The organism is Novosphingobium sp. CECT 9465, assembly GCF_920987055.1.
Classification (GTDB): domain Bacteria; phylum Pseudomonadota; class Alphaproteobacteria; order Sphingomonadales; family Sphingomonadaceae; genus Novosphingobium.
Genome location: NZ_CAKLBX010000001.1, coordinates 3,609,437 through 3,626,572, shown reverse-complemented (window position 1 = coordinate 3,626,572; position 17,136 = coordinate 3,609,437). Strand labels below are relative to the sequence as shown.

General features: G+C 65.0%; 12 protein-coding genes. 3 read left to right on the top strand and 9 right to left on the bottom strand.

The window, feature by feature from the left end; translation table 11 throughout:
- Nucleotides 1–45: 45 nt before the first annotated feature.
- The 6 genes from LUA85_RS17640 to LUA85_RS17615 all read right to left on the bottom strand — a co-directional run bounded on the left by LUA85_RS17640 (nt 46) and on the right by LUA85_RS17615 (nt 5,057).
- Entirely contained in the window at nt 46–246 is a 201-nt protein-coding gene (locus tag LUA85_RS17640) for a hypothetical protein (RefSeq protein WP_231471619.1), read from the bottom strand.
- A gap of 17 nt (nt 247–263) precedes the next feature.
- Complete coding sequence (locus LUA85_RS17635) at nt 264–887, bottom strand: hypothetical protein (protein ID WP_231471618.1); 624 nt, start codon at nt 885–887, stop codon at nt 264–266.
- A 12-nt stretch (nt 888–899) separates the two neighbouring features.
- Complete coding sequence (locus LUA85_RS17630) at nt 900–1,541, bottom strand: hypothetical protein (RefSeq protein WP_231471617.1); 642 nt, start codon at nt 1,539–1,541, stop codon at nt 900–902.
- Nucleotides 1,542–1,588: 47 nt separating this feature from the next.
- A complete protein-coding gene (locus LUA85_RS17625) occupies nt 1,589–1,981 on the bottom strand; it encodes a hypothetical protein (protein WP_231471616.1) in 393 nt (130 codons plus the stop codon).
- Complete coding sequence (locus LUA85_RS17620; RefSeq protein ID WP_231471927.1) at nt 1,950–2,903, bottom strand: ArdC family protein; 954 nt, start codon at nt 2,901–2,903, stop codon at nt 1,950–1,952. Before LUA85_RS17620 ends, LUA85_RS17625 begins: the two co-directional genes overlap by 32 nt.
- Nucleotides 2,904–2,987: 84 nt before the next feature.
- Nucleotides 2,988–5,057: a ParB/RepB/Spo0J family partition protein gene (locus LUA85_RS17615; RefSeq protein WP_231471615.1), complete on the bottom strand. Its 2,070-nt coding sequence runs from the start codon at nt 5,055–5,057 to the stop codon at nt 2,988–2,990.
- Between the two features lie 272 nt (nt 5,058–5,329).
- Here LUA85_RS17615 and LUA85_RS17610 point away from each other — a divergent pair, with 272 nt between their 5' ends.
- The 3 genes from LUA85_RS17610 (at nt 5,330) to htpG (ending at nt 11,262) form a co-directional block, all read left to right on the top strand.
- A complete protein-coding gene (locus LUA85_RS17610) occupies nt 5,330–7,594 on the top strand; it encodes a hypothetical protein (RefSeq protein WP_231471614.1) in 2,265 nt (754 codons plus the stop codon).
- Between the two features lie 5 nt (nt 7,595–7,599).
- Nucleotides 7,600–9,093 carry a septum formation inhibitor-activating ATPase gene (locus LUA85_RS17605; protein WP_231471613.1) on the top strand — a complete coding sequence of 498 codons (1,494 nt, stop codon included), beginning with the start codon at nt 7,600–7,602 and terminating at the stop codon, nt 9,091–9,093.
- A 288-nt stretch (nt 9,094–9,381) separates the two neighbouring features.
- On the top strand, nt 9,382–11,262 hold the full coding sequence (htpG, locus tag LUA85_RS17600) for a molecular chaperone HtpG (protein ID WP_066766766.1): 1,881 nt from the start codon (nt 9,382–9,384) through the stop codon (nt 11,260–11,262).
- 40 nt (nt 11,263–11,302) lie between these two features.
- On the opposite strand, the gene LUA85_RS17595 is transcribed toward htpG, so the two are convergent.
- From LUA85_RS17595 to LUA85_RS17585, 3 genes are all read right to left on the bottom strand, one after another.
- Complete coding sequence (locus tag LUA85_RS17595) at nt 11,303–12,064, bottom strand: YkgJ family cysteine cluster protein (RefSeq protein WP_066766771.1); 762 nt, start codon at nt 12,062–12,064, stop codon at nt 11,303–11,305.
- Between the two features lie 138 nt (nt 12,065–12,202).
- On the bottom strand, nt 12,203–16,414 hold the full coding sequence (locus LUA85_RS17590; RefSeq protein ID WP_231471612.1) for a strawberry notch family protein: 4,212 nt from the start codon (nt 16,412–16,414) through the stop codon (nt 12,203–12,205).
- A 143-nt stretch (nt 16,415–16,557) separates the two neighbouring features.
- Nucleotides 16,558–17,136 (bottom strand): NAD(P)H-dependent oxidoreductase, encoded by a 579-nt coding sequence (locus LUA85_RS17585; protein WP_047867041.1) that lies wholly within the window; start codon nt 17,134–17,136, stop codon nt 16,558–16,560.

Below are 17,136 nucleotides of genomic sequence, written 5' to 3'. Positions count from 1 at the left end.
CTGAACAAGTGATGAAGGGCAAGAGCCCCATTTGTCCGAGATGGCCTACAGGACGACAACCTGCAGCTCGATCACACCGGGCACGCCCTGCTCTGCAGGCAGAACGCAGAAGGGCTGGAGCTTGCTGTCCGTCCTCACCACGGCATGGCGCTGCCCGGAATTTGCTGTCATCCGGATGGCGAGGCGCTCAGCATTTGCGCGTCCGCACAGGATCGCCCTTCGGGGATCGAGGCTCTGAAGCAGCATGGGTTACCTCCCGAGCGTTACGGCGTTGCCGGGAAGAATGTGCGCGGCGCACGCTTGGGGGGCACGACTTCGAACCGGCGCTCCATCAATCTGCTGATGCGGAACCGGCCTCGGCCATCGGGCGTGCTGAGTTCAATCTTCGCGCCGCGCTTTGTCACCCTGAATTCGGCGTGTTCGCTCCCGTCGGTGAACTTCATGGGTTCAGGCAGCCGGATCATGTCGCCATCGGCGATCTTGCGCTCCTTCAGCCGCAGCTGCCGGTAGCACCGGTTGCGCCAGTCGAGGGCATAAGGGTGATTGGTTGGCCCAAGTTCCTCGAGGATACTTCTGGGACACCCAGCCTCCACCGGCCCGGAGTTCTCATCCATGTCCTTGTAGCCGAACAGGAGGCCGTCGGCTGCCTTGGGGTTCCAGCGGACCAGACAGATTACCGCGGAGATGGCGTGGGTCTGGTTGTTCGGTCCATAGCGCTGGACAGCCGCGTAATAGGCCCCGGTTGTGGACACGCTTCTGATGACCCGGCATCCTTCGAAGGTGCCGGTTTCTTCATTCTCGCGCTCCCATGTGAGCTGATTGTCGAGATAGGCCTTGGGAGTGTCGAAGCCCCCCATTCCGGCACGGTGCATGTAAAGCCAGCCCATGCGTGTTCTCCTTCAGATGAGCCCCGGCTGCGCCGGAGGTGCGATCTTCAATTCGCGCGCGATCCGCGCCGTGAGTGCGGGAATGTCTGCAAGAGCGGTGATCGGCGCTTTGCGCATCACCGCGCCAGGCGGTTTCCAGAACGGGTTGCGCCAGGCGAGACCCGGCTCGCCGAACCTTTCCGGGCTGATCCGGACATAGATACCTTCGGCTTCCAGCACATGCTCGCCCGCGAGCTGTTCCTGTGAGGTGTAATAGCTGATGCGGTAATTGGCATGCTCGAGCCCGATCCCTGCTGCGATCTGGCGGAGTGCGCGCGTGCCCTCGCGCCGATAGTGGCGCAGCTCTTCGGGACGATAGTCGATCCCGCGCTTGACCAGCGCGATGATCGCCGGTCTGTGCTTGAGCTCGGCAAGGCGTTCGATGCACTGGGATCGCAGCGCCTGGTCGTCTGCTTCACATTCGGTCGGCCTTCCGTCGGCAATGCGCTGAAGGTGGCGGGTGAGGAGCAGCACTGCCGGGCAGTTTGCCGCCTGCCGGCCTGCAAGGCGAACATCATCCACGGCCTCGTTCAATGCCCGCAGCGCATTCTCGAAGGTTGTCAGCCCATCAGGCTGAAGTGCGCGGCGGTAACGGTAATCGATGTCGCAGGACATGAGGCTTCCTTTCCATTGCAAGATGCAATGGCCCCATCCCCCTTCCCTCAATGCAGGCTGCGACGATGTTCGCTTAGGCCCTGCAGCGGCAACGGCTCGTAGATCATCGGTCGCAGCAGCGTGTTTGGCGCAATTTGTTCGAGGATTCGCGCAACAGCCGATACCGCAGCGCCTGCTTCGGTTGTCTGGATGATGAGCGTTCGGCCTTGATCCGGAGCTGTGCCAAGTGACCAACCGGCGTCCCCCTTGCCGAGAAGACCGTCCAGCACCTGGCGTGGATCCCTCTGGGGGAACAGGCCTGCGATATACTCAGCCAGCACACCGCCAATGGGCGCCCTGCCCCGGCCTGCGACATCGCCGGCATAATGGTGAAGCTGGGTGAGGCGAACGACCTCCTCGGGGGTTGGCTCAAGCACAAGCCGGAACTGGCGCCGTTTCATCGGCTTCCTCCCTCTCTTCCTCTGCAGGTTCGCTCTGGTAGCCCGAATAGGCCGCAAGATGGTTGAACGCCTGATCGGCCTTCGCGGCTGCGGTGATGATGGCCGTCTTGTCGGCCTTGAGGATCTCCAGCCAGTGCGAGACGTAGCTGGCATGGCTTTCGTGAAGGTCTGCCGGCAGACCCAATTCATAGCAAATTCGCGCACTCACCTGCTCGGCCACCAGCTCCTCGAAAGCGTATGCCTTGTCGCCGAAACGCTTGCCAAACTCGCGGGTGAGCCGCGAGGCATGGCCCGACCAATGCCCGAGTTGGCATCTCGTCGACGCGTACAGATCCATGCTGCGAAACGAGGTGCGGCTCGGCATCTGGATATGGTCAAAGGTCGGCGTGAAGTAGGCCTGGTTGCCGCCATGGCGGACGTCGGCGGGGATCGCGTCGAAGAAGGCGTCGATCGCCGCCTGGCGCGTGGAGGGTTCCACCGGAATCTCCGCCTCTTCGGGCGCGTAGAAATAGGCCGGGAGCGCGTCGATCTGGTCGGCATTGAAGACGACATAGTGGCGAAGGAAGCGGATGTTCTTCTCGACCTCCTTGCCGGTTTCGGGATGCTCCTCGGTCTTCTTGAACGAGGAATAATAGACCGAGATCGCGCCGGTCTCGCCGCGCCGGACATTGGCACCGAGCGCCTCGGCCTGGCGATAGGTCATCCAGAAGCGTGAGCGGTAGCCCATCGCATCGCCAAGCGCCCAGAGATAGAGCGTGTTGATGCCGGTGTAAGGCGTCCCGCAGTGCCGGAGCGGGCGGCCGCCGGCGCCGCTGCACCGCCAAGGTCGCGACCAGGGCGGAACGCCTTCCTCGAGTTTGCGGATGATGAGATCCGTGATTTCCGCGGCAACGTCGCGGTTGGACCGACGTGAAGCTGTCATGGTGGGTACTCCCGTGCGGACGAGAAGGGAACCGCCGACGCGTGTCTGCGCGCCGGCGGTCAGCACTCCAGGAGGTGAGAGGCCTCAAGCCGCGAGCGCGTCCCGATCCTCCAGCTGAGGTTCGCCATCGGCGTCGTTCACCGCGAGCGTCTCCTGATCGACGCCCTGGTCCTCAGGCTCGTCGTCGACATCGAGATCGTCGGCGGGAGCAGAATCGAGGAACTTCATCGCGTTCGGGACCCAGGCCAGCGCCGCATCGCGAACCTCCGGCTCGACGATCGCTTCGCCGGCGAAGAGCTTGGCGCACGATTCCGAGATTTCGGACTTCTTCATCGTTGCGTGACGCGCCGTGAGCGCCGCCCCGCCGACATCGGCGAGCAAGGTCAGGGTCGAACCCTTGCTGACCCGGTCGAAGAAGTTCTCCGAGGTCGGCCGCCACCAGCTTGCGACATCGATTTCCATGATGGTCGCAAGCCGGTTGTGCAGCGGGGAATGCTCGGCGCGGGAATTCGGCGCTTCGAGCGACATCGCGACGATATAGGCGAGCCAAGCCGCTTTGGCGTCGTCGTCGAGACCGCGGAAGGCCTCGAACCGGTCGACCTGCGACTGGTACTCGGTCCAGCCGGCATCGAGCCCGTCATGGGCTTCGGCGAGATAGCTACGGGCGCGGGTCGCAGGCTGCTCGCCAGTGACCGGGTCTTGGGGCGAGCGCGCGCGAATGGTCGAGCCATAGGCGCTTTCGGCGGTCATGCGATCGTCGATCATGACGAAGAGCGCATAGTCGAGCGCGAGGGCCGGGTGGCTGAGGAGCGTCGCTGCCAGGACGTCGCGCCGCTGCATCGCGAGCTCGTCGTAGAGCCGGGCGCTGAGCGGCTTGCCGCCCGGAGCCACCGCTTCCGGCCGGGAGGCCGGGCTCGCGGATTCCCTGCCGGCACCGCTCGGCCGGCTGCGCGAGCCTTTGTCCGCGGTGGCGCCCGTCTCGTCCTCGGTGCCGCCGATCCGGATCGGCTCCTCGCTGTAATATTCGGCGTCGAGCACCATTTCGCCCTTGGGCGTCAGCTTGAGGAAGGCGCCAACCAGCGGCCGCAGTTCGTCCGGCAGGACCGGCGCGACGTTGCGGATCGCATGCTCCTCGGCGCTGAGCTCGTCATATTCCTGGTCCAGCGCCTTATAGGCGTCCTCGCCGATGGCTTCGTCGTCCATCGCCACGGAAATCGCCTGCTGACGTTCCGCGATCTCCTGGAGCCGGCGCTGCTGTTCCTCGGTCAGGTCCGCGGCGGGCAGGATGACGCGATAGAGGCCGGCGGCGGCGCTGTGGGTATAGTTGGACGCGATCGGACGGATCCAGCCGAAGCCGAATTCCTCGCCGACGCGCTTGGCTTCCGCTTCCATGATGTCCGCGGCGAGCCGCTGCGCGATCTCGGGATTGACCCACTTGTCGCCGCTGTCGCTGAAGAGGTCGCGGTCGACCTTGCCGCCGGCGTCCGCGTAGCGGTCCTCGCCGACCAGGATGGCGACGGGATCGGTCGAGTTCATGGTTTCGTTGGCGATGACACGGCGGATGGTGTCGGCGTTGGAGTAGCTGGTGCCGTAGCTGTTCCAGACGAGCAGCTGCTTCTCCTGGTTCTCGGTCGACGCATAGGCCTTGGCGACGTCGAGCGTGATCGTGCCTTCGCTCAGCGCCTCGAAGATCGGTTCGGCGAGAGTCGCAAGGCGCAGGCGGCCCTCGACGAAGCGCCGGGTGAGACCGAAGCGCTTGGCGACGCCGTCGATGTCGCCCGTCAGCCCGATGAAATACTGGAACGCCCGGCATTCCTCGGCCGGCGTCATCTTGAGCTGGTGGAAGTTGGCCGCCGTCGAAGTCTCGGACAGGGTCGCCTCGTCACCGACCAGGACCTTCACGGGAACGTCATAGGTCTCCGGGTCGATCACGCCGCGCTCGGCGAGCAGGCGCAGGCCGCGCAGGCGGCGACCGCCATCGAACACCTCGAAGGTGCCGCGCGGTTTCCGGACGGGGGTGACGAGAAGGTTCTGCAGGACGCCGCGCGCTTCGAGATCGGCCGCCATCTGCGGGATTTCGAGCAGTTCGTCGGGTCGCTTGCGGACGTTGATGGGCGAAAGCGTGAGCTTGGCGAGCTTAACGGATGCGGTCATGGGAAGGAGCTCCATCTGGCGTCCGGATCATCCCGGACACCAGCTCCGTCCCCCCTTCCCTTTCCCCGATTGGCTTGCGGCGAACCGGCGAGCGGCTGAGCCGCCGAGCGATCGCCTTTCGGCAAGCCTCGATTTTTACTGTCGGTGAACTGGGGAGCGATTAGGCTTGAACCAAGGGGGTGCGTGTGAATCCGCTTGATCTGATCTCGGCAGCGCCATGGAGGCGCGCTGCCTTCACGACCTATGCGCTTTCGCTGTCGTTTTTCGAGGCGGTGCTTCTCGACGCGCTGCTTCGCGGGGGTGGTCGCAATGCCCTCATCCTGGCCGATCCGGAAGGCGTGCGCGCCGGCCTGAGCGAGGAAGGCGCGCGCAGGGTCGGCCGCGACTATGAGATCGAAGCCGTGGCCTGCGCAAATCATGGGGTGTTTCACGCAAAAGTGGGCGCGCTGTTCGGCGATGACGATGCCCATCTGCTCGTCGGATCGGGCAACCTGACTTTCGCGGGGTGGGGCGGTAATCTCGAGCTGGTCGAGCATCTGCATCCAAGCTTCGCTGCGGACGCCTTTGACGATGCGGCGGCGTTTTTCGAACAGCTCGCCGCGTCGGCTCAGATCATCACGACGGCAGGGCCTGCCTGCGAGACGATCGCCGGTTCCCTGCGACGATCGGCGCAGGGACAGCCGCGGGCGGGCAATATCCATATGGTGCACAGCCTCGATGCGCCGATCGCGGAACAGCTGGCGCTCTATGCCGACGATCTTGGCGGCGTGACGCGCCTCACGACGGTCTCGCCCTATTACGATCTACGCGCCGACGGGCTGGGTGCGCTCGCGACGCTGCTGGGTATCGAAAAAGCGCATCTCCATGCCCATCCCGCAGGAACGGTCCGCGGTCCGGGTTCGAATGCCTGGCCCTTCGAGGGCGGGTCCAAGTGGCAGCCCGTCGATGTCGCTGATGCGTTCGGCCACGATGACAGACCGCTCCATGCCAAGTCGATCGAACTGGTTTGCCGCAAAGGACGCCTCCTTCTCAGCGGCAGCGCCAATGTGACGCATGCCGGTCTGTTCGGGCGAAACGTCGAGGCCGGGGTCCTCCGGGTCCAGCGGGCCAGCAAGAGCTACTGGGTCACGGCCCCGGGAACGGCCCCTGCCCGCCTCCCGGCAGACGCGCTGGACGAGAACGAGACGAGCGACTCCGCAGTCGGAATCCTGAGCGCCTCGCTGGAAGGAGAACGGATAGCGGGGCGCGCGCTGACACCGAGGCTTGGCGGGAACGCAAGCGCCGTGCTGCGAACCCCCAGGGGATCCCATGCGCTGGGTCCGGTCGTGGTCTCTGGCGACGGCCATTTCCAGCTCGACGCGCCGGGCATCGAATTCGAAAGCTGGGAAAACGGTCGTCTGATCCTCGGACTTGAGCAAGGCAGCCGCTGCTGGGAAGGCTTCGTGTCGATTGCGGCGGCGCTCGAGCTGATCCGGCGCACAGGTTCGATTGCCACGCGGCTCATGGCGATGCTCGCCGGCACCGAAACGCCGACCGACGTCGCCGCCATCCTGGCGTGGTTTCGCGAGGATCCGAGTCGCATGCCCGCATCGCTCGGCATCGGCGGTGGCGGAAGTGGCGGCCGGCCAGACGGGACCGAAGGCATGGTGACGCTCGCCGACCTCAATGCGGCTGCCCTCGGCGCCAATTTGCTGTCGGGCGCGCCCGGAGAGGAAACATCGTCCGCGTGGCGGCGCACCATGGCCCTGATCCGTGCCGTGTTCAGGCAGTCGCGCGGTCCTTGGGGGGCCGGCGGCGAAACCGACGATGACGACGACGACGATGAAAAGGACCGCGAGAAGCGAGCGAGGTCCGAAGAAGCGGCGAACTATCGGTCGCTCCAGATCTTCGACGAACTGCTGACGACCATGCTGGCGCCCGAGGCTGCGGGTCGTAACGCGCTCATGGCGCTGTCGCTGTCGCATTTCCTGGCCGACCGGATCAGGCCGGCACCGGCCAAGGTGCAACTCTGGCTCGACAAGGTGTTGCCGCAGATCGCCGCGCTTGACGGCCCCGAGAGCGACCTCGCCGCCGCTTCCATCCTCCTTCATCATGCCGCCGACCGACGAGACGACAATGCCATTCGGGCGCGACGCTATTTCCTGCGCCGCGGGATCGATCCGGCCACCATTGCCGTCTCTCCAGATGTCATCCCGGCTTTCATGGCGTTGCTCGGCGAAGGCATCGATCTCGACGGTTTTCTCGGCGAAGTGCTGACGGCAAGGACCGTGGGCGAGCAAATCGACGCCTATCTTGCCGCCGGCGATGGGCATGGTCCCGATGTCGGATTTGATAGCCTTCGCTCGTCGCCGCACTGGCCCAGTCTTGACCGGGCGCTGCGCGATCCCGCCTCGTTCGCCAAGCTGATGGTACTCGAGACCTTCCGAGCGTCGTGCCCGCGTTGCCATATGCGGCTTCCCCTTGCGGCCGGAGAAGATCTGCGGCTGCGGGGATTGGCGAGTTGCTGCGGCCGAATCCTGCTCAATCGGGATTGCTGAACGTGATGGACCTGAACGAACTCCTTGATGTCGCCCGCACCGCCGGCGAGCCCCAGCCGGTCGACAGAAGCAAGGTCGGCATGGGCGGCGTGGATCCGCTCGGTCTGCGCCAGATCAATTTCGGCCTGATGGACCGGGTGCTCCCTGACCTCAACAACGTCGCAAGCCACATCCGGCCCTATACGCTGATGGCCTGGGCCTGGCGGCGCGTCCGCCATATCCTCGAGCGCGGAAGGCGACAGAGCGCACAGGCCGAGGAGATGCGCGATTTCGTCGACCGGATCGAGGCGATCTACGCGTGGTCGCAGTTTCTGATCAATCCGAAAGCCGACATACCCGGAGCACAGGCCATGCGCCCGATGCTGGATACGGTGCGCTATCGTTTTGGCGGCGAGGAATGGGAAGCCCGGCGCAACATGAGACGCTATTCCACCGGCTTCATATCGCCGCTGAACTACGGCCCAAGCCTGCGCACGATGGGCTGGTTGATCCCGGTCGAGGGCGCCGCTGGCATATTCCAGCCCGATCCTGCCCTCGAGCCGGTGCTCGACGCCTTCGAAAAACGCTTCGAGGGCGAGCTGGACCACGAGGCGTTCAATCGCTTCGGAAGCGTCAGCGTGAAGCGGGCGGACGCCGAGCGCTGGGGTAAACTCTGGACGATGGACAAGCCTCGCGCGGCCGAAGCGAAGGCCATGTTCGCCAGGCTCGGCGGCGAACGCGCGGCGCCGGCCCGCCAGAAAGGCGTGGCTCTGATTCTGGCGGCCGTTGCGGATCTGGCGGACGAGGAGGCGACGTACGAGGATATCAGAATGCGGATGGCCGATCGGGCCGACGCATGGAGCAACGCGAACGACCGCCCGATCGCGGCGGACGAATGGAGAGCGGTCCAGATCCGGCAGCTGTTCCGGCTCGCGCTCGAAGGTCTGTTCTATTGGACGATCGGCGCGCTTCTACCTGCCTCCCGTTCCACCCGGCAGCTCGCACAGGCCTTCATCGATGCCCTCGACGAGACGTCATTGGCGGATAGCGCTGGAGAGTGGATTCTCGCGTCGAAGGACACCACAAATCCCGTCGAACATCTTCGCTCCCTGCAGAAAGTCCTTCGCGACCAGGAAAGGCTTCCTACTGCCATTGTCGCGGCCCTTGCTCTCTGCCTCCGCGAAGCGCCGAACCAGGGCCACCCATTCGAGAATCCCGATCGATTGCCCCTCAGCCGGGCCAGGAGGGAGGCGGAAAGCTGGCGTGAGCTCTCGCCGGCCGGTTTCGTCGGGCGCGTGCTCGAGATCTGGATCATGGCGCAGCATGCCTATTGGTCCGTCGGACGGGGCCTGGCCGACGCTCGAAATCGGGGCAAGACGATCCTCCGTTTGCGGATTGTCATGGACGAGGGCGGATGGACGCTGACGCCGGGCACGACGCGCCAGGGCAATCCTCCAGAGCCGACCCCGGACCGGCTCGAAACGGCGACGAATCTGCTCGTCGAATGCGGGCGCCTCTAGCGACACGCGAGTGTCGCATCCGTGCAAGGAAATGCAGGCGCGTTACGATACGATCTTGCTGCGACCCGAGGGGCCTTCGAGTCGAAAGTTTCGGCGGCCTCCCACTCATAAAGCCTGCCTGGTCCTGCCGGGCAGGCTCTTTTTTCGCCTGCCGATCATTGTTCGTCCAAGTCCACATGCCGGAGCGGCGCGTGATCGAGGAATGTCTTCACCGCGTCTGCTTGAAAGCATTTGGCGGTCTCGCCATCTGATCGGCGATCGAAACCCAGGAGATTGTGGAAAGAAGCCATGACGACGACGTTGGATGCTGCGCCTGAAACCCGTTCCTTCGAAACGGACGTTGCCAAGCTGCTGCACCTCATGGTGCACTCGGTCTATTCGGACAAAGATGTGTTCCTGCGCGAACTCATCTCGAACGCCGCCGATGCCTGCGAGAAGCTTCGCTATGAAATGCTGAGCCATCCCGAATTGGGCTCGGGCGAACTCCCGCGGATCACAGTGACACTCGACCCCGACCAGCGGCGGCTCATCGTCGAGGACAATGGCATCGGCATGAACGAGGCCGAGATGATCGAGGCGCTCGGCACGATTGCGCGATCGGGGACCAAAGCCTTCATGGAACGCGTCGCTTCGGCGAAAGACGCTGAAGGCGCGCAGCTGATTGGGCAGTTCGGCGTCGGTTTCTATTCGGCGTTCATGGTCGCCGACAAAGTCGACGTGTTCTCGCGAAGGGCCGGTGGGGATACCGCGGCGCATTGGTCGTCGGACGGTCTTGGGACCTACAGCGTCGAGATTGCCGAGCTTGCGGATGCCCCCACGCATGGCACCCGGGTCGTGCTGGAGCTCAAGGAAGACGCGGCCCAATATGCGCAGCGCTTCAACTCCGAAGGGATCATCAAGGCGCAGTCGGGCCACGTCCCCGTGCCGATCTTCCTGCTGGAGAAGCCCGATGCTGAGCCGGTCCAGATAGGCGACGGCGCCGCCCTTTGGACGAAGCCAAAGTCCGAAATTAGCGAAGAGGATTACACCGACTTCTACCGCAGCGTGGCCGGGCAGTTCGACAAGCCTGCGCTTACGCTGCACTATCGGGCCGAGGGTCTGCACGAATATTCCGTCCTCGCCTTCATTCCGGAGATGAAGCCTTTCGACCTGTTCGACCCGGAACGTCACGGGCGGATGAAGCTCTATGTCAAACGGGTCTTCATCACCGACGAAGCCGAAATCCTGCCTCGTTACCTCCGGTTCGTGCGCGGTCTCGTCGACTCCAGCGACATTCCCCTGAACGTGTCGCGGGAGATGATCCAGGAGAGCCCCGTGCTGGCCGCGATCCAGAAGGGCGTGGCGAACCGGCTGCTGTCGGAGCTCGAGAAGCTCTCGACGAATGACGCCGATGCTTACCAGCAATTCTGGATGAATTTCGGGGCGGTGCTGAAGGAGGGGCTGTACGAGGACTATGGCCGGCGCGAAACGCTGCTGGGTCTGGCGCGCTTCAAGACGACGACCTCCGGCACCGAGTGGCGTTCGCTGAAGGACTATGTCGCGGCGATCAAGGAAAACCAGACGGCGATCTACTATGCGACCGGACCCGATCTCGATCGTCTGGCGTCCTCGCCTCAGCTCGAGGGCTTCCGGGCTCGCGGGATAGAGGTGCTGCTGCTGACGGATCAGGTGGACAGTTTCTGGGTGACCGCGGGACTGGACTTCGAAGGGAAGCCCTTCAAGTCCGTGACGCAGGGCTCGGCCGATCTCGGGCTCATACCTTTGACCGAAGGCGATGCGCCGGCCGCCTCCACGTCCGATGAGGTTTCCGGCTTCATCGAGTTCGTGAAGGAGGTGCTCAAGGACGAGGTGTCGGACGTGCGGGCCTCCGAGCGACTCACCGAAAGCGCGGCATGCCTGGTTGCGCCCGAACACGGAATGGACAGACAGCTCGAGAAGCTGCTGGCAGCCTCTGGGCGTGGCGGGACGGCGGCACGGCCCGTGTTGGAGATCAACCCTCGTCACGATCTTGTGCAGAAGCTTGCCGGCCTTGCTGCAGATGCGGACCTGCGCGAGGACTCGGCTCGGCTGCTTCTCGACGAGGCGCGGATTGCCGATGGTGAGCTTCCGGCCGATCCGCGCGGTTTCGCCGCCCGATTGGGAAGGATCTGGACGAAGGCGCTCGCATAGCGCCTGCCCGGAGGTCTGGGTGCGGTCCCCGGGGCGGCGCTCAGACCGTGCTAACGCCGGGATCAAACGCTGCCTCGTAGAGGGCGCGTCTCACCGGCTCGTCGAGATAGCCGTCCTGTTCGACCCGGAGCGCGGAGGGAAAGACGTCGCCGCCGGCGAGCCACGCCGATTCCGCATCCGGATGCGAAACCGCATCGGCAAGCGCGGTCGCAAGATCGAACCTGTCGGTGCAATAACCGGCGTTGAGGAGCGCTCCCTGAAGCGCGATTTCATAGGCTGCGCGCAGGGCGACCGATGCGAGCGCAGAGGGGATGACGGCTTCGTCCGGAAGGCTGCAGGCGAGCCGGCACTGGTCCGCGTCGAGCGACATGGTGGTGCGGCAGACGATCGGACGGCTGGGATGCGCCGTGCAGAGACCATCGGCGAGGACCGCGCAGGGCGCCAGACTCTCCAGGAGCGGTTTATCCCAGCCCTCACGGCGCCGCCTGGCCAATGCCGGAATGCCATCCGTCACGCCGGTGGGCAGATTTCGCGCGAGGAAGAGGATTTCCGGCGCTGTCGCCGAGACGCGGGTGTGGCAACACCAGGCACAGCGCGGACCGCATGCCGCTTCGGTCCAAACCTGCTCGGGCGTTCGCCGCTCGATCGCGTCATAGAGATAGCCGAAGAGCGGATCGAGGGTGCGGGCGGAGCGGGCCTCGTCGATGAATCCCCTTAGTGCGCGCATCTCCCGAACGATCTCGCTATCGGGGCGAATGTAAGGCTGTACCTCGCCGCGAGACGAGGAATCCACGTCCGTCACGGCATGATCTTCCTGTTACACTATCGTTATTTGCCCGCAACGAGCCTGATAGGTTATTTTCGGGCAATCCGCCACATCGCGCCGTCCATTTCTTGTGATTTTACACGAGTTTACAACTGCGAGCCCCCCGCTCCATCGCTAGGCGAGAAGCTGACCGAGGACGGCTTCCGCGGTCGCCATCGGCACGAACATGCGCGTGCGATACTGGATCACCTCGGTGAAGCAGCCGATCGACTTGAGCCAGGGCAAGCGGTCGTGCGGGCAACCCACGAGTTCGATCCGCTGGGAGCCGTTGACGACCGAGCGCTTGATGGTGAGCGGGAACGGATGTGAGACGTCGACGCTGCGCCCGGACGTGACCGCCTTGGCGACGGCGTCCGCCGGCAGCGCCTCGGAACGATCGATGCCGAGCTTGGTGAACAGCTGAGGCACGTGATCGTCGAACACGAGACGGCCGAGCCAGGAGTGCCCTTCGCCATCGACGATGCGGTTCACCGCCATATGATCGCTCGGCAGCGCCGACCAGATCGGCAGAAGCAGGCCCGTCGCGAGCCGGATCGTCTCGCTGTCGACGGTCTGCCGGGCGGCCTCCACCTCGTCCGACCAGGTTGCCGTGAAGGCGTCGCGCGTCACCTCCTCCCAGGAGGATTCGTAGAGATCGTCCTCGCGCATATATTCGTTGCGCGTGGGCCGCATCATCTCGACGCGGGGGATCGGCGTGCCCTCCTTTTCCTCCATGAGCGAACGCGCCCGTGTCCTGAGCGCAACCTTGCCCGACTTGCGGTTGATCATGAAGCCGGCACTGGCATCGCCGTCGGCGATCCGCAGGATGCGCTCGAGCGAGACCGGGTTGCGGCGTCGCGCGATCTCGATGGTGAGCAGATGCGAGGTTGCGCCCGTGCGGGGATCGGTCCGCAGCACCACGTCGTCGATCAGCGTGGCCTTGTCGACGAGGATCGTCTCGACGCCGACATCGAGGCGGCCGGCTTCGCGCGCGGCCGAGACGCGGGTTTCGATCAGCGACAGGAATTCGTCGAAGATATTGTTCTGCAGCGCGATCGGCAGGGCGAGGATGCGATTCAGCCAGCGCTGGATGGGCGGCATCTCGTCCTTGAGGACGCCATCCTTGTCGCAGAGCTCCAGGCCGGTGCGATGCTGGAAGTCGTCAAGCGTGGTGCTCGAGAGCTTGCCGGCCGCGAGCAGGTCGAACCAGGAGAGGAGCGCGGCGCAGGCATATTCGCTTTCGAGATTGTCGGCCGGGTCGAAGAGCCCCTGCCCGCCCGTCTGCCGCTGGCCGCGCGTCAGCGCCCCGAGGCTGTCGAGGCGCCGCGCGATCGTGCTGGTGAAGCGCAGCTCGCCCTTGCAGTCGGTGGTCACCGGCCGGAACAGCGGCGTTGTCGCCTGATGGGTTCGGTGGGTTCGGCCGAGCCCCTGGATCGCGCGATCGGCGCGCCAACCGGGTTCGAGGAGCAGGTGGACGCGCTGTTCCTGGTTCATGACGTCGAGCGAGGCATGATAGCTGCGGCCCGTACCGCCGGCGTCGGAGAAGACCAGCATCCGCTTTTTGCCGGCCATGAAGGCCGCGGCCTCCGCCTGGCTGGTCCGCGCCGAGCGGCTTTCGAGCTTCTGGCGCCCGTCGCTTGCGGTGATGAGCCGCTTGGTGCGACCGGTGACCTCGGCGACATTGTCATGGCCGAAATGCTCGAGCAGCGCATCGAGCGCCGACATGATCGGGGGCATGGCGCAGAGCGTCTCGATCAGCGCGTCGCGTGCGGCCTGGGCCTCGGGATTGTAGACCGGGTGCCCGTCGTCATTCACCATCGGAAGTGAGCGCGGCGTGCCGGTATCATCCTTGAAGACGCGCATCTGCCGGGTCGGGAAGGCACGCTCGAGGTAATCGATGATGTACTCACGGGGGCTGAGATCAATTTCCAGGTTCGCCCGCTCGTCGGGCGAGAGGTCGCCAAGCCGCCGATCCAGGATCGATTCCGCGGTCGTGACCAGCTGAAGGACCACCGATTGGCCCGCTGAGAGATGCGCCTTCGCCGCCGCGATCACGGTCGGGAGTTTCATGCTGAGGAGGAGCTGGCCGAAGAAGCGCTGCTTGGTCGACTCGAACCGCGAGCGCGCCGACGCCTTGGCGCCGCTGTTGAGCGTCGCATTTTCGAGCCCGTCGACCACAGCCGTCAATTCGAGGGCATGCTCCATGTTGCGGTGGATGATTCCCCAGGCGTCGGCATAGGCGTCGTAGATCGCGATCTGCTCGCGCGTCAGTTCATGCCGCAGGATGTCATATTCGACGCCGGCAAAGCTGAGCGCGCGGGCGGTGTAGAGGCCGAGCGCCTTCAGATCGCGAGCGACGAGCTCCATCGCGGCGATGCCGCCCTTGCGGATGCCGGAGATGAACTGCTCGCGGTTGCTGAAGGCGGTTTCCGGCCCCCACAGGCCCAGCCGCACGGCATAGGCGAGGTTGTTGACGTCGGAGGCGCCGGTTGCCGAGGCGTAGAGCACGCGCGCGCCGGGCAGATGGTTCTGGAGCAGGACCCCGGAGATGCCCTGCTGCGAGCCCTCCTTCTTGCCGAGCGCCCCTTCGCCGCCGGCGACGCCGCCCATCTCATGCGCTTCGTCGAAGCCGATCACGCCTTCGAAGTCGTCGCCTGCCCAGTCGATGACCTGCTGGAGGCGGCTGTGGTCACCGCGTGCCGAACGAAGCGTCGGGTAGGTGACGAAGAGCACGCCCTGCTCCAGCGGTATCGCCTGGTCGATCTTCCAGTTGGAGAGGGGCTGGATGTCGGCCGCGAGACCACCGAGCGCGGTCCAGTCACGCCGCGCGTCTTCGAGCAGCGCCTCGTTCTTCGAAATCCAGATGTTCCGGCGGCGGCCGGCGAGCCAGCTGTCGAGGATGCACGCGGCGACCTGCCGCCCCTTCCCCGCCCCGGTCCCGTCGCCGAGGAAATAGCCCATGCGATAGGCGCGGCCATCCTGCGCTTCCTCAAGGCCGACGCCTTCCTTGGCGGGCCTGAACTTCCCCGGTAGAAACTGGTCCCAGGCATGTCCCGCATAGACGACGGTTTCGAGCTGCGAGGCCGACAGCAGGCGTTCGGAGACAGTGCGTTCGGGGAGCCGCGGCACATAGGCCGGGATCGGCGCCGCGATCGAGCCCATCGCGACGGATTCGACCAGGGCAGTCGGATGTTCGCCGGCGGCGTCGAAGGTGATCCGGCTCGGACGATAGGGAAGATAGACACCGACCTGGTCGAGCAGCGGTGCCGGCGTGTCGAGCGGCGCGTAGTCGACAGGCAGTACGTTGTTGCGCACCGGAGCGTGATAGGGCCGCGGCTGCGCGCGATTGCTCTTCATGGCGCGGAACAGCGAGGGGCTGCTCGATCGCTTGGGAGTCGGCGCCGATGGCGCTGCGAGGGTCGCGCGTTCGTGGATCGTGAGCGCGCCGATGAGCTCGCGGATGGAGGTGCGCTGGATCGTCGCGGGAATGGTCGTGCCGGGGACCTTGTCGATCTCGAACAGCCGGACCGCGATGCTGGTGCCGTGCTTCAGATAGCATTTCTCGAGCCGCACCGAGGTCCGCACGCTGACATCGCGCAGCGTGGTCTCGAAGAGATCGCGCATCCGGGCATTGGGTCCGAACCAGTCGGGCATGATTGCAACCAAACGGCCGCCGGCCTGCAGTCGGCGAAGGGCTGCCTGGAGATGTCGGACAGCGGCGTGTGCGTCCGCGCCCAGCCCGACCGACCGGGAGAATGGCGGGTTCATGAGGATCAGGCTGGGGCGCGCCGCTGCCGCCAGGCTCGAGTTGATCGTGGCGCCGTCGTGGCCAGTGACGGTCGCGTCGGGGAAGACATCGGCGAGACGCGCCCGGCGGCCCGACGCATATTCGTTGAGCTGGAGGGAGCCGAAGTCGCGGCAATGCGCCACGAGGAGCCCATTGCCGGCGCTCGGCTCGAGGATCACATCGTCGCTCTGGATATTGGCGAGGACAACCGCCACCGCGGCAAGATCGACGGGCGTCGAGAACTGCTGCCATTCGATCTGATCTTCGCTGCGAACGGTCTGGGTGGGCAGCCGGTCGAGCAGGTCGCAGGCCGCAATCACGTCATCGAGCGAGGTCAGCGGATAGGGACCGAACTGGAGGTGGTGGGCGAGCGCATGCTCGAGAATCTCGAAGCTGTCGCGCTGGGTCCAGAGCCCGTCCGCGTCGGTCCCGCCATAGCCTTCGATCATCGCCGTATTGAGGTCGGCCCGGGTGATCGGGTCCGTCGACCTGAGGCGGTCGATGAGAAGCGTGGCCGCGCGGCGTTCGGCCGCGGTGGCGGTATCGAAGAGATCGGACATGGTGGGGTCTCCGGACTGGCTGCCCCATCGGCAGCATCAATCCTTCGATCCCCCTTCCCTTTGCCCAGTCGCGCGGTGGTTGGCAGGGGCCGGCTACGCTATCGCGGAAAGCCTTGGGTTCGCCGACAGTTTCCGAACCAGTGCTATCGGGCGTCCCGGCCAAGCTGGCGGACGCAGTGCAGCCAGTGTTTCCGGTGTCCGCCACCCTTCTCGACGCCGCCGATGATCGAATAGCGAACGGGTGCGATGCCGACGAGGCGGAGCAGATTGCGGTCGAGGCTCTTGAGGCTATGGGCCCGGTAGAAGAACCGATAGAAAGGTGCGGGCATCCCCATCGTCACGATGATACGCGCCGACCAGCCACCGAGCAGTCTTGCTGGCTGATCAGGTTCGGTTTCATCGATCGCAAAGCCGGGCCGCATGACCTGCTCGAGGAAGGCTTTGAGGAGAGCGGGCACGTCGCCGAGCCAAAGCGGATAGAGGATCACGAGATGGTCGGCCCACCGAATGTCGATTTGCGCCGTGTGGATCGTGTCTACAGGATTGGCCTCGCGCCATTCTTTGGCCGAGCGCAAAATCGGAAAATCCAGGGACGCGATATCGATCCTGCGGACTTCGTGGATGCCTGCCTCGGCACCCGCCGCATAGGCATCCGCCAGCGCGTGAACGAAGCGCGCCCGATCAGTATCGGGGTGTCCATCGATGATCGCAATGCGTGCCAT

What these genes read in the sequence shown, in the direction of transcription:
- LUA85_RS17640 (WP_231471619.1), bottom strand. Translation starts at nt 246, where the DNA reads ATGCTGCTTCAGAGCCTCGATCCCCGAAGGGCGATCCTGTGCGGACGC.
- LUA85_RS17635 (WP_231471618.1), bottom strand. Translation starts at nt 887, where the DNA reads ATGGGCTGGCTTTACATGCACCGTGCCGGAATGGGGGGCTTCGACACT.
- LUA85_RS17630 (WP_231471617.1), bottom strand. Translation starts at nt 1,541, where the DNA reads ATGTCCTGCGACATCGATTACCGTTACCGCCGCGCACTTCAGCCTGAT.
- LUA85_RS17625 (WP_231471616.1), bottom strand. Translation starts at nt 1,981, where the DNA reads ATGAAACGGCGCCAGTTCCGGCTTGTGCTTGAGCCAACCCCCGAGGAG.
- LUA85_RS17620 (WP_231471927.1), bottom strand. Translation starts at nt 2,903, where the DNA reads ATGACAGCTTCACGTCGGTCCAACCGCGACGTTGCCGCGGAAATCACG.
- LUA85_RS17615 (WP_231471615.1), bottom strand. Translation starts at nt 5,057, where the DNA reads ATGACCGCATCCGTTAAGCTCGCCAAGCTCACGCTTTCGCCCATCAAC.
- LUA85_RS17605 (WP_231471613.1), top strand. Translation starts at nt 7,600, where the DNA reads ATGGACCTGAACGAACTCCTTGATGTCGCCCGCACCGCCGGCGAGCCC.
- htpG (WP_066766766.1), top strand. Translation starts at nt 9,382, where the DNA reads ATGACGACGACGTTGGATGCTGCGCCTGAAACCCGTTCCTTCGAAACG.
- LUA85_RS17590 (WP_231471612.1), bottom strand. Translation starts at nt 16,414, where the DNA reads ATGTCCGATCTCTTCGATACCGCCACCGCGGCCGAACGCCGCGCGGCC.
- LUA85_RS17585 (WP_047867041.1), bottom strand. Translation starts at nt 17,136, where the DNA reads ATGGCACGCATTGCGATCATCGATGGACACCCCGATACTGATCGGGCG.